A 13,064-nucleotide genomic window follows, 5' to 3' on the forward strand; every position below is an offset into this window, starting at 1 on the left:
GTGACCACCGATGCGCAGCAGGGGAGAGCCGGGATGAGGGGTGCCACCTGGAAGCAGCTGGCCGCCGAGGGGGCCTCCGTCTGGCTGGACGGTTCGGTCCGGCCGCCGGCCGGCCCCGGCGGCGCGGCTCCGGGCGGTCCGGGCCGGGCGCCGGCCCCCCGGTCCGCCGAGGAGCTGGTCGCCGGGGGCTGGGTCACCGGCCTGGTGCTCGGGCCCGAGGCGCTGACGGACAGCGTGGGCTCCCCCTCCCAGCGGGCGCTCCTGCGGGACCTGGCGAGTCTTGAGGTCACCCCGCAGGGCGCGGTCCGGCGGCTGTCCGCGCACCGCGCACGGGAGGCGTGCGACCTGCTCGGCCGGGTGTACGAGGAGACCGGCGGCTTGGACGGGTACGTCTCGGTCGACCTGCCGGTGTGGTCCCCGGCGGATCCGGCGGTGCTGCTGGCCGAGGCCCGCACCCTGTGGTGGCTGGTGGACCGGCCGAACCTGCTGGTGCGGATCCCGGCGACGGAGGCCGGGCTGGCCGCGATCGTCGGCTGCCTGGCGGACGGGATCGGGGTGGACGTCGCTCCGCTGGTCACCGTCGAGAGCTACCGCCGGGTGCTGGACGCCTTCGACGACGGGCTGGAGCGGGCCCGGGCGGCCGGCCGCCGGCTGGACCGGATCGCCGCCCTGACCTCGTTCGCCGTACGGAAGGTGGACACCGAGGTCGACGCCCGCCTCGCCGCGCTGCCCGGCACCAACTCCGCCGCCCTGCGCGGCCGGACCGGACCGGCGCTGGCCCGGGTGGTCTACCGCCTGCGGGAGGAGCACCTGGACCGTGCCCGCTGGCGTTCGCTGGCCGCCGCGGGAGCCCGGCCGCACCGGCTCGCCTGGCTGGCCTGCGGCACCCCGCCGGAACAGCCGGCCGGCTCGGGCGGCCGCTACCTCGGCGCGCTGCTGGCGGAGGGGGTCGTGCACGTCCTCCCGGCCGACCTGCTGGCCGGCCTGGAGGAGGAGGTGCCGCTCTTCGGGGACATGCTGTCGGGCCGGTTCGTCAGCGCCCAGCGTGACCTGGAGGGCCTGGTGGCGGCCGGGGTGCCGCTGGCCGAGGTGACCGACGAGCTGGGCGTCCGGTACCCCGCGGACTTCGCCCGGGCCTGGTCGCGGCTGCTGGCGGCGACCACCGCCGGGCTGCGGCCCGCGGAGGGGTGAGGCCGGTGGGCGCGGGGGCCGGGTCCGTCCCGGTGGGCCGGACGAACCCCGGCCCCGCTGCCGGGCCGCCGCGCCGGGCCGTCCTAGCGGGCGGTGCCGGCGGGCCGGGCGGCGAGTGCGGGCCGCGCGGCGGTGGCAGGGCCGGCCGGTACGCGCCCGGGGAACCCCTCGGCGCACAGCCCCAGCAGGGGCGCGGCCTTCACCGCGGTCTCCTCGAACTCCTCGTCCGGGTCGGACAGGGCCACCACGGCGCCGCCGACGCCGTACCGCACCCGGCCCTGCTCCGGTCCGGCGACCAGGGTGCGGATCACGATGCTCAGGTCGGCCGCGCCGGAGAGCGAGAAGTAGCCGACCGCGCCGGAGTAGACGCCGCGGGGGCCGGCCTCCAGCCGGTCGATCAGCTGCATCGTCCGCCGCTTGGGGGCGCCGGTCATCGAGCCGCCGGGGAACGCCGCCCGTACGCAGTCGACGGCGCTGGCGTCGCCGCGCAGCCGGGCCCGCACGGTGCTGACCAGCTGGTGGGCCCGGGCGAAGGTCTCCACCTGGAAGATCTCCCGGGCCTCCACCGAGCCGACCTCGGCGCACCGGCCCAGGTCGTTGCGGACCAGATCGACGATCATCAGGTTCTCCGAGCGGTCCTTCTCGCTGGTGGCGAGCTCCAGCCGCAGCGCCTCGTCCTCGGCCGGCGTCGCGCCGCGCGGCCTGGTGCCCTTGATCGGGCGGGACTCGGCGACGCCGTCCCGGCCGATCCGCAGGAACCGTTCGGGCGAGGTGCTGAGCACGGTCGTCCGGCCGAACTGCAGCAGGGCGGCGAACGGCGCGGGGCTGGCCCGGCGGAGCCGGCGGTAGGCCTGCCAGGTGTCGAAGGTGCCGCTGGCGGTCAGCTGGTTGGTCAGGCAGACCTCGTACGTCTCGCCGGCCGCGATCTCCTGCTGGCAGGCGCCGATCAGGTCCAGGTAGGTCTCCCGGTCGTGCCGCAGCCGCAGTCCGTCGAGCTGCGGTTCGCGGCCGACCGGCGGGTCCTCGGCGGTGCGGCCGGCCAGGGTGTCCAGCTGCCGGGCGGCGTCGGCCAGCCACTGCCGGGCGGCGGCCTCCGAGGCGCCGCCGTCGCCGTCCTCGACCAGGGCGAGCAGGTGGCTGGTCGCGGTGGCGTGGTCGAGGACGACCGCCCGGTCGGCGAAGACCAGGACGGCGTCGTCCTCCTCGGCGCGGTGCACCCGGTCGCCGCCGGTCTGCGACTTCAGCTCGTAGCCGAGGTAGCCGACCCAGCCGAGCGCGAAGTCGAAAGGAAGTTCCGGCAGTTCGGTCCGGCAGGAGCGCAGGTCCTCGTCGAGCCAGGGCAGGAACTCGCCGGCCACGGTGGTGGCGCGGCCACCCTGTTCGACGGTGACGGTGTCGTTCCAGGCGTCGGCCCTGGCCACCCGGGCGAGCGGGCCGCAGGCGTCGCCGAGGATCGAGAAGCGGCCGCGTGCGGTGTCCCGGGCACTGCTGTCGAGCCAGAACGCGTGGTTCCCGCCGCGGAACAGGTGGTCGAAGACCAGCTCGTCGTCCCACCGGGTCGGCAGGGTCTCGGCCAACACCCGCAGCCGGCGGACGGGCCCGGACGGTGCCGCCGCCACACCGGGCGTGCCGCGGCCGGCTTCGACGGGCGCGGGTGCCGGGGCGGTCCCGGCCGCCTCCCGGGACGGGCGGTGCTCGGCCGCCAGCCGGAGGAAGTTCGCCAGCAACCGGTGGCCGTGGCTGGTGGAGACCGATTCGGGGTGGAACTGCACGCCCCAGAGCGGGCGGTCGCGGTGGCGCAGGCCCATCAGCACGCCGTCGGTGCTCCAGGCGGTGGCCTCGATCTCCTCCGGGAGGTCGGTGACGGCGAGCGAGTGGTAGCGCACCACCTCCAGCGGGGACGGCAGTCCGGCGAAGAGCCCGGTGCCGTCGTGCCGGACGGCCGAGGTCCGGCCGTGCCGGGGCTCCGGGGCGCGGCCGACCGTGGCGCCGAACTCCCAGCCGATTCCCTGGTGGCCGAGGCAGATTCCCAGGATCGGCAGTTCGCACTCCCGGACGAGCCGGCGGCAGATGCCGAAGTCGGCCGCGCGGGCCGGCGTACCGGGGCCGGGGGAGAGCACCACACCGTCGAAACCGGCCAGCCTGGCCGCTAACGGTCCCTCGGTCCAGCCGGGTTCGTCGTTGCGGACGACGACCGGTTCGGCGCCGGCCTCCGCCAGGTAGTGGAACAGGTTGTAGGTGAAGGAATCGTAGTTGTCGACCAGAAGAATGCGCACCGCAGCCTCACAGACTTGGCGGGGAAGGGGAGTTGAAGCACAGGGCCGCAGTCGGCGGCAGCGTCGGGGCATGCCGCCCACCGGTCCGGCGGGCGGGCCGCCGGCCGGACCGGGAGGTGCCCGGGTGCCGCGCGGGGTCTCAGGCGGCGAGGACCTGCAGCAGCATGTGGTCGACCTCGTCCTGGCCCTCCTGGACCACGACCCGGCGCAGTTCCCGCAGGTCACGGCCGGTCTCGTCGGCGGCCCGGCGCAGCTCGGCCAGGTCCCCGCGGGAGCTGAAGTGCAGCAGCGCGGCGCCGCCGGGGGCCAGCCAGCCGGTCGCCTGGTCGAGGAACCTGCGGTGCGCGGCGTACCCGGTGTCGACGTAGGCCCGCTCGTGCATGCTGCGGTACTGGTAACCGCTGGGCGCGAGAACGTAGTTGGAGCTCCAGAAGACCAGGTCGAAGCGCTCCTCGGCGGGGACGGCCTCGAACAGGTCGCCCTGGACGGCGCGGAACCGCTCCGCCACCCCGTGCCGGCTGGCGTTGAGCCGGGCGTTCGCCGCGGCCTGCGGGTTGATGTCGGTGGCGACCACCCGGTCGCAGCCGGCGAGGGCGGCGGTCACCGCGATCACCCCGGTGCCGCAGCCCACCTCCAGGAACGAGCCGGAACGCGGCACCTCGACCGGCTCCGACCAGCCCAGGAAGTCCAGGGCCACCCCGGTGCTGGGCGAGTAGATCGGTGCGAACACGTCGTCGAGCAGGTCCCATTCGCGGCCGCGCAGGGTGAAGCTGGACGGCCGGTCCGCCCGGGTCCTGGCCTCGTGGCTGCGGCGAAGGGATCTCATGTAGCTCTGGATCTCGGGCATGTGGGCTCCCCCGGTCTCGATGATCGGCCTGGCCGGCCTCCCTCGGTGAGCGCCAAGTGTTCACAACCCGGCATGCGTGGGAGAAGGTGATGCCGTCACACAACCCCTCAATCGGGTGGTGACCGGATCACACCCTGTCATCAGAGCGGCTCGCCCACCTCGGGGCTAAACGCTCCCGTAACGGTCCGGACATCGGCGGTCCGTTTTCCATTCCGGATTGCGGAAGGCATTGCCTACCGTTGGGTTCCCGTCGCCCGGGCGTTGCCGAATGCTGGTTCAAAGGTCAGACAGCAGGACCCGCAGGGGAATTGGCGGGGGTTCCGGTGCTTGACGCGGAGTGGCGAGACCCATACAGTCCGACTCTACGGACGGCGGTACCAAGATCTCAGAGAAGGGTCCGGGGGGACTTGCGTATCGACTCTGTCGAGGCGGGCGCGCTCGCGGCTCTTCAGCTCCTTGCCGCGGAGTCCCCACCCAGTGCCTTTGATGATCTGCTCCATGAGGCAAGGCGCCAGGGGTTGTCCCCCGACTCGGTCGAAAAGCTCACCCAGGTCAAGTACCTGACACTGAGAATTCACGGACTTCTCGGTAGACAGGGCCAGCGCGAGGCCGAGCTTTCGGCGCTTGTCGATACCGCACGCGATCTGTCCTCCCCGTTCGAGCTGGACGCCCTTCTGAAGGTAATCTCGCGAAGAGCCCGCCTTCTGCTCAATCTCGACATGGCGTACATCAGTTTCCATGATTCGGATTCCGAGGACTCCTACATCCGTGCCGCCGACGGTCACGCGACCGCGCTCACGGTGGGTTTCCGGGTGCCCGGGGCGGCCGGCCTCGGCGGCGACGTCAGATCCGGCGGCGCGCCCTTCTGGACCGCCGACTATCTCGCCGACGACCGCATCCGGCACGTCGGACCGATCGACGAGGTGGTCCGGGCCGAGGGCCTGCGCGCCATCCTGGCCGTTCCGCTGCGTTACGGGGACTCCGCCTTCGGCGTCCTCTACGTCGCCGACCGGGGCATCCGGCACTTCACGCCGGCCGAGGTCGCCCTGATGACCTCGCTGGCCGACCTCGCCGCGGTCGCCATCGAACGCACCCAGCTGACCGGCCAGGCACTGGCCGAGATCATCAGCCTGGAGCAGTACTCCTCCCGGGCGAAGAGCGAACTCGGCGCGCTGCGCAGGGCCCACGACAGCCACTCCCGGATGGTCGACCTGCTGCTCGACGGCGGCGACCTGCAAGCGCTCACCACGATGGCCGCCGAGGCGCTCGGCGGCGCGGTCGCCGTCCGCGACGGCAGCAGCCGGATCCTCGCCTTCAGCGGGGAGATCCCGGGCGTGGACGAGGCCGCCGCCGTCGGCGCGGCCCTCGACTCGTACGCCTCCCGGGAGCCGGTCTGCCTGCCGGACGGCACCTGGGTCGCCGCCGTGACCGCCCACAACCAGGACTTCGGCCACCTGCTGGCCCGCCCGGAGCGCCCGCTCGGCGAGAGCGGGGTGCGCCTGCTCGCCCTCACCGCCAAGTCGGTGGCCCTGCTGGTGCTGATGCACCGCACCACGGCCGCCACCGAGAGCCTGATGCGCGACGAGTTCTTCGACGACCTGCTCGCCGAACCGCAGCGCCCGGTCGCCCAACTGCGGGAGCGGGCACGGCGGCTGGGCCTGGACCTGAGCAGTCCGCACGTGGTGGTGGTGGCCCGGCTGGAGGGCGGTCCGTCGGGCCGCGCGGTGGTCTGGGCCTCGTCCTACGCCCTGCGGATGAGCGGACTGAAGAGCATCCGCAGCGGCTGCATCGCGCTGCTGCTGCCCGGCGTGGACGCGAGTGCGGCGGCCCGCGCGGTCTCCGGCGAGCTGTCGCCCATCCTCGGCCACCAGGTCACGGCCGGCGCGGCCGGCCCGGTGTCCGGGATCGAGGAGATCGCGCCGATCTACCACGAGGCGCAGCGCTGCCTCAGCGCGCTGTCCGCGCTCGGGAGCGACGGCGGCAGCGCCTCGCTCAGCGAACTCGGCTTCATCGGCGTGCTGTTGGGCGACAGTCACAGTGCCACCAGCTTCATCGACAACACCATCGGCCCGGTGCTCGACTACGACACCCGCCGGCTCAGCACCCTGGTCCGCACCCTGGAGGCCTACTTCGCGGCGGGCTCCAGCCCCACCTACGCGGCCGAGGCCCTTCACGTGCACCCCAACACGGTCTCGCGCCGGCTGGAGCGGATCACCGAACTGCTCGGCCCGGACTGGCAGAAGCCCGCCCAGGCGCTGGAGATCCAGCTCGCCCTGCGGCTGCAGCGCACCCGGGACGCGCTCCAGCCGTCCGCCGACTGACCGTCCGCCGCCTGAGCGTCCGACGGTCGGCCTTCGGCCGAGCGACCGCGGGCCGGCACCGCTCGCAGCACCACGCCTCCCCCTCGTTCCTCCACCGTTCCCCTGTCCGCCACCGACCGCCACCGACCGCCACCGACCGCCGCCTTCCGCCGCCGACCGCCGCCGACCGCCCGGACGGTCCGCCGGGCCTTCCACCCGGGCCGACCGTCCGGGAGCCCTGGTCAGGCCGACCGCACCAGCGCCGGCGCGCCGGCGGCCGTCAGGATCCTGGCCGCGTGCGCGACCGAGGCCAGCGTGGTGTGGCGGTGCCACCCCTCGAAGGACCGGCCCTCGAACTCCCGCAGCCCGGCGGGCTCGCCGACGTCCTCGAAGTCCCGCTCGACCCGGCGGGCCAGCTTCGCCAGCCGCAGCAGCGCGGCGGGCGGGCCGTTCAGGTCGGTCAGCCAGTACTCGGCGGGCCAGGGCATGCCGTCGCTCCATTCGCCCAGCAGTGTGAGCGCGCCCCGGCCGCCGGTCCGGCCGGCCGGGCCCGGCTCGCCACCGCCCGGCCGCAGCGGCAACGGCCGGGCCGCCGCCGCGGTGCCCGGCCGGCCCGCCGGGGCCCCGCCGGGCCGCTGGCCCGCCCGCTCGGCCCGCTCCGCGAGCCGTACGGTCACCGCCAGGCTGTTCCTGGCCCGGCCGAGGACCGGGTCCCACCACTGGACGGGGACCCGTGCGGTGCCGGCCGAGGCCGCGGTGAGCACCTGCTGGGCGCGGGCCTCGCGCCGTCCCGTGCTCCCGGCCGGGCCGGCCGGCAGCAGCAGGGAGTCGTCGATCCGGGCCAGGAAGGGGATTCCGGCGGCCTGGCAGGCGGCCACCGCCGCCGCCGACTCCGGGCCGTCCAGGTCCAGCACCACCGGGCGCCTGGGCAGCCCCCAGCCCCGGGCGGCCTCCACCACGGCCCGCCCGGCGCACTCGCCGGGGCTGCTCTCCCCCCAGCGCTCGGGAATCTTCGCGCGGCTGCGCCTGGCCCGGTCGGCCAGCCAGCCGGCCGGCAGGTGCAGGCCCCAGTTCACCGGGCTGCTGCCGCGTGCCGAGACCGACCAGAGGCCGTACGCCCGCTGGCTGTTGACGACCCGTCCGGAATCGGGGTCGACCCGGCGCTCGACCCCCACCGTGTGCTCGCCGGCCTTGGGGACCGTCATCGGGCGCAGCACCCAGGCCTGCGGGCCGAGCACCGTCTCCAGGTGCCGGGCGAGGGCCTCCCGGACGGGCCGCCAGTCCCAGGTGGAGCAGCTGATGAAGTGGTGCATGCTCTGCCCGGCCGCGTCGGCGCCGAGGTGCAGGGCGATGTTGCGCATCGACTTGCGTCCCTCGGTCATCAGCAGGCCGCGGACGTAGCGCTCGCCCTTGGCCCGCTGGTCGCTGCGCTGCATCGAGGCCAGCACGGTCGAGCACAGCGTGCCCACCGCCTTGTCGAGGTCCCCGGCGAGCAGCGGAAGGCTGCCGGGTGCCAGACCTGTGCTCATCGGATCCCCTGCTCTCCGGTCGGCTTCGCGGTGCTCCGCCGCGGTGCTCGGGCACCGGTGGGTGGAGCCCACCCGGGGGACCGCGGGAGCCCGAAGGGTGGTCAGTCCACCATCCCCGGGGAGCGGGCCCGCGCACAGGTGCGGCCGTCACACACTCGGGGTCCCCCGGTGCTGGCAGGGCAACCATCGGCCCGCGGAGGCCGCCGGCGGGCCGCCCGGGCCCGCGCGGGGGTGGTGGCCGGACCACACTCCCCCGTACATCCGGCCGACCGCTCGCTCGTGGGCGCGAGCCGCCCGGCGGGCCGGCCGACGGGCGGGTACCGCCGGTACCGCCCGGCCGGTGGATCCGAGTACCGGCGGTCCTAACGGCCACGCCGGCCGGGTTCCTAGCCTGGGCCAGGACGGGGGAGGCGTCAGGCAGCCGACCTCACCCGCCAGGAGGAGCCGCCGCCGGAGCCGTCACCACGGACCGTCGCCCGACCCGCTCCGCGAGGGCCGGACGGACCCGTCACCCAGGCCCGCCGGGCCGCCGGCGCCGGGACGCCCCGGCCGCAGGCCCAGGAAGGACCGCATCGCTGCCCGAGACTGCCCAGAACGCCGACGAGCGGAGTTCTCCGTGCCAGAGCAAGTACCCGGTCTCACCCTCGCCCAGGCCGTCCGCACCAGGCCGGGGGCGGGGCCACGGCCCACGTCCGCAGCGATGTCCGCCTCGATCGCCCCTTCGATCTCCGCCCTGGTGTCCGGCGCGCCGGCGCAGGCCCCGATGGTGGTGGCGGCCCCGCCGGCCGCGCCCCCGAGGTTCGCCCCGGCCGCTCCGGCCGCCGCCGGCTTCGTCCACCACCTGGTGCACCGGCCGAACACCCCGGAGGGGGTGGTGCTCGGCACCGCCGCGCCGGTGACGCAGGAGTTCGCGGTCTCCGCCGTGCTGCCCGAACGGCACCCGCTGTTCAACGACGGGGCCGACGCCTTCCACGACCTGCACTCCCCGGCCGAGGCGCTGCGCCGCACCGCGCTGTTCGTCGCCCACCGGTACTTCCGGGTGCCGCAGGAGCGGCCCGCGGTGTTCGCCTCCACCGAGGTCGAGCTCACCGAGCTGGAGCCGTGGCGCCGCGGTGCCGGGCCGGCCCACCTGACCATGGACATCACGCTGCGTCCGGCCGACGTGGTCAACGGCGTGCCGCGTGGGCTGGAGTGCGAGAGCGCGCTCAGCTTCGAGGGGGTGCGCTGCGGCACGGCCCGGGCGCGGCTGGTCTTCCTGATGCCGAAGGTCTACCAGAACCACCGGGAGCGGGGCCGCGCCGCCAGCCGCTCCAGACCCGTCGAGGTCGAGGGCGCCGAGCCCTGGCCGCTGCGGCCGGAGCCGAAGGCGGTGGGCCGTACCGACCCGCTGAACCTCGTCCTCGGCACGCCGGCCCAGAACGCCGCCGGCGAACTGCTGGTGCAGGTGCTCGCCGACCCGGCCAACCCGGTCTTCGCCGAGGCGGCGGCCGACCACGTGCCGGCGGTCGTCCTGGTCGAGGCCTCCCGGCAGACGGCCTTCCTGCTGGCCGGCGAACTGCACGGCTTCACCGTGGCAGGCTGCGTGCTGAGCCGCTGGAGTGCGCGCTTCCAGGGTTTCGCCGAGCCCGACCTGCCGCTCTGGTGCCGGGCGCTGGCCGGGCCGCTGGGGCGGGCCGCCGACGGCCGGCCCGCGCTGCCGGTGACGCTGGTCCTCTTCCAGGGCTCCCGCCAGGTCGGCTCGGTCGAGACGACCGTCCTGCAGGACTGCTGATGGCACGCCGACCGCTCCGCAGCCCGGCCCCGCACGGCCCGGCCCCGTACGCCCCCGGCCGGCGGCACCGGTTCACCCCGGCGCCGCCGGCCGCCCCGGCCGCCCCGGCCGTCACGGCTGTCACGGCTGTCACGACCACCACGACCGTTGCGACCGTCACGCCCCGGGGGAGAACGAGATGAGGTTCCGGATCCTGGGGCCGGTCAGCATGACCCCCCGTACCCCGACCGCGGCGAAGGTCCGGGTGCTGCTCGCGGCCCTGCTGGTCCGGGCGAACGAGGTGGTGTCCACCGAGAGCCTGATCGACGAACTCTGGGACATCGACCCGCCCAGGACCGCCGCCACCACCCTCCAGGTGTACGTCTCCCAGCTCCGCAAGGCGCTGGCCGACGCCGACGGCCCCGGCGACGCCTTCGCCGCCGGCCGCCGCCTGCACACCGTGCCGCCCGGCTACCGGCTGCACGTCGGCGAGGACGAACTCGACCTCAGCCGCTTCGAGTTCCTGCGCCGCAGCGGCAAGGAGGCCTACGAGCGCGGCAACTTCGCCGCCGCCTCCGGTCTGCTCCGCGAGAGCCTGGACCTGTGGACGGGCGTGGCCCTGTCCGGGGTCCCGCACGGCCCGGTGCTCGCCACCACCGGGGTCCGCCTGGAGGAGCTGCGCACCGTCACGCTGGAGCAGCGGATCGCCGCCGACCTGCGCCTCGGCCGGCACCACGAACTCACCGGCGAGCTGATGGAGCTGGTCAGCCGGCACCCCTACCGGGAGACCCTGCACGCGCACCTGATGGTGGCGCTGTTCCGGGCCGACCGGCAGTCCGACGCGCTGCGCGCCTTCGCCCGGGCCCGGCGCTCGCTGGTGGAGGAACTCGGCGTGGAGCCCGGCGCGGGGCTGCGCAAGCTGCATGACCGGATCCTGCGCTCCGACCCGACGCTGGCCTGGCAGGAGCCCGTCGCCCAGGCCGGGCAGGAGCCCGCTCCGGCACTCTGGCTGCCGCCCGCCACCGCCGACTTCACCGGCCGCGAGGACGTCCTCACGGTGGCCGGCAAACTGCTCCCCGAGGGCACCGGCCCCGCCCCGCAGCCCGTCCTGGTGGTCAGCGGCCGGGCCGGCGTCGGCAAGAGCGCCCTCGCGGTGGAGCTGGCCCGGCGCAACGCCGACCGCTTCCCCGCCGGCCAGGTGCTGCTCCACCTACGAGGCCCGCGCGACCTGGCGATGGACGCCGGCCAGGCGATGGCCGGCCTGCTGCGCAGGCTCGGCCCGGGCGGCGAGGGGCGGCCCGCCGACCAGGCGCCGCCCGCCGGCGCGGAGGAGGCCGCCGCCCCCGACGGCGACCAGGAGGAGCTGGCCGAGCGGCTGCACCGCGCCGTCCAGGGCCGCAGGCTGCTGGTCATCCTGGACGACGCCTCCTCGGAGGAGCAGGTCAGGCCGCTACTGGCAGCCCTGCCCGACGCCTTCACCCTGGTCACCAGCCGGCGCACGCTGGCCGGCCTGGACGGCGCCCGCCACCTCACCCTGGACGTGCTGCGCCCCAACGAGGCGCAGAAGCTGCTGGCGTCGATCGTCGGGCCCCGGCTGGCCGACGACCCGGCCGCCGCCCAGGAGATCGCCCGGCTCTGCGGTCACCTGCCGCTCGCCGTACGGGTGGCGGGCACCGGCCTGGCCGCCCGGCCGCACTGGACGGCCGCCGCCTGGGCGGCCCGGCTGGCGGACGAGAGCGCCGGCCTGAGCCGCTTCGTGGCGGGCGACCTCGACGTCCGGGCCAGCCTGCTGGCCGGCTACCGCGAGGTCGGCCCGGCGGAACGGCGGGCCTTCCGGCTGCTGTCGCTGGCCCCCGTCCCGGACTTCCCGCTGTGGAGCGCCGCGGCGCTGCTGGGTCTGCCGGCGGCCGAGGCCGAGCAGGTGGTGGAACGACTGGTGGAGTCCCAGCTGCTCGGGGTCCGGCGGGCCGCCTCGGGCCAGGCGTACCGCTACAGCTTCCACCGCCTGCTGCGGAAGCTGGCGCTGGAACTGCTCGCGGACGAGCTGCCGGGCGAGGTCGAGTCGGCCACCGAGCGGCTCGGCACCGCCTGTCTGAGGTACGCCCGGTACGCCGACGCGCTGCTCGCCCCGGGCCGTCCGGCCGAGGCCGGTACTGCCTGGTCCGCCGCCTGGTCCGGTGCGGCCGAGGCCGGTGCCGTCGAGGGCCGCTTCGCCGAGACCCGAACCACCGCTGCCGCTGCCGCCGCCGCGCGGGCTGCCGCCGTCGGTGCGGGCGGCGGGTCCGAGCCGGCCGCCGTGGTCGGGGACACCCCCGCCCGCTGGTTCCAGGACGAGGCGGCCGGGCTGGTCGACGCCGTCCGCCAGGCGCACGGCGCCGGGCTCTGGCAGCTCACCTGGGAGCTGGCCGACGCCCTGACCGGCTGGTTCGAGGCCGGCTCACTGTGGGGCGACTGGGCCGCCACCCATGAACTGGCCCTGGACGCCACCCGGCTGGCCGAGCGCCCGGCCGAGCGGGCGGCGGTGCTCCACTCGCTGGGCGACCTGGCCTGGCAGCAGCGCCGGACCCGGCCGGCGGCCGACCGCTACGAGTCCGCCCGCGCCCTGTTCGCCGCCGCCGGTGACCTGGCCGGCCAGGCCCGCTGCCTGGTCGGACTGGCCGACGTGGCACTGAGCAGCGGCGAGTCCGGCCTGGCCGGCAAGCTGTACGCGCAGGCCGCCGAGCTCTTCACGGCCGACGGTCCCGGGCACGCCCGCGGCCAGGCCGACGTGCTGCGCGGCCTGGCCCTGGTGAGCCTGCTCGCAGGCCGCACCGAGGAGGCGCTGCACCGCTTCGGCGACTTCGTCGAGGCGGCCCAGCGGCTCGGCGACAAGCGCTGGTCGCAGTTCGGCAGCCGGAGCATCGACCGGATACAGGAACACGTGGTGGACTGGGCCACCGGCCGCCGGTTGGAGGCCCTGGAGGTCCGCCCGGGCGTCTGGCTGGTGGGCGTCCCGCACGCCGGGGTGACCTACCCGGGGCTCCCGTACGCCGGGGCGACCAGCGCCGACGCGATGCGCGCCGGCTGACCGGACGCCGGCCGCCCGAGCGGCGGCCGGCGGCCGGCGATCGGCCGCACCCCCGGCCGGCGATCGGCCGCACCCCCGGCCGGCGATCGGCCGCACCCCCGGCC

7 protein-coding genes are annotated in these 13,064 nt (G+C 75.8%); 4 read left to right on the top strand and 3 right to left on the bottom strand.

The window, feature by feature from the left end:
• Window positions 1-33 precede the first annotated feature (33 nt).
• Window positions 34-1,191 carry a transaldolase family protein gene (locus J2S46_RS22220; protein WP_191292601.1) on the top strand — a complete coding sequence of 386 codons (1,158 nt, stop codon included), beginning with the start codon at window positions 34-36 and terminating at the stop codon, window positions 1,189-1,191.
• A gap of 83 nt (window positions 1,192-1,274) precedes the next feature.
• Here J2S46_RS22220 and pabB read toward each other — a convergent pair whose 3' ends face one another.
• Window positions 1,275-3,467: an aminodeoxychorismate synthase component I gene (gene pabB, locus J2S46_RS22225; protein ID WP_191292600.1), complete on the bottom strand. Its 2,193-nt coding sequence runs from the start codon at window positions 3,465-3,467 to the stop codon at window positions 1,275-1,277.
• Window positions 3,468-3,606: 139 nt separating this feature from the next.
• Complete coding sequence (locus tag J2S46_RS22230; protein WP_191292599.1) at window positions 3,607-4,314, bottom strand: methyltransferase domain-containing protein; 708 nt, start codon at window positions 4,312-4,314, stop codon at window positions 3,607-3,609.
• Window positions 4,315-4,721: 407 nt separating this feature from the next.
• Here J2S46_RS22230 and J2S46_RS22235 point away from each other — a divergent pair, with 407 nt between their 5' ends.
• The gene (locus J2S46_RS22235) at window positions 4,722-6,635 is read left to right on the top strand and encodes a helix-turn-helix domain-containing protein (RefSeq protein ID WP_268255724.1); all 1,914 of its coding nucleotides are present in this window, start codon (window positions 4,722-4,724) and stop codon (window positions 6,633-6,635) included.
• Between the two features lie 221 nt (window positions 6,636-6,856).
• Here the strand turns inward: J2S46_RS22235 and J2S46_RS22240 are convergent, their stop codons facing one another.
• Window positions 6,857-8,143, bottom strand: coding sequence for an IS701 family transposase (locus J2S46_RS22240; RefSeq protein ID WP_191292598.1), 1,287 nt, complete (start codon window positions 8,141-8,143; stop codon window positions 6,857-6,859).
• 616 nt (window positions 8,144-8,759) lie between these two features.
• On the opposite strand from J2S46_RS22240, the gene J2S46_RS22245 reads away from it, so the two are divergent.
• Both J2S46_RS22245 and J2S46_RS22250 read left to right on the top strand, forming a co-directional pair.
• A complete protein-coding gene (locus tag J2S46_RS22245) occupies window positions 8,760-9,914 on the top strand; it encodes an AfsA-related hotdog domain-containing protein (protein ID WP_191292597.1) in 1,155 nt (384 codons plus the stop codon).
• A 178-nt stretch (window positions 9,915-10,092) separates the two neighbouring features.
• A complete protein-coding gene (locus tag J2S46_RS22250) occupies window positions 10,093-12,960 on the top strand; it encodes an AfsR/SARP family transcriptional regulator (RefSeq protein ID WP_191292596.1) in 2,868 nt (955 codons plus the stop codon).
• The last annotated feature ends 104 nt before the right edge of the window (window positions 12,961-13,064 follow it).

It is taken from the genome of Kitasatospora herbaricolor, assembly GCF_030813695.1.
GTDB classification, from domain to species: Bacteria; Actinomycetota; Actinomycetes; order Streptomycetales; family Streptomycetaceae; genus Kitasatospora; species Kitasatospora herbaricolor.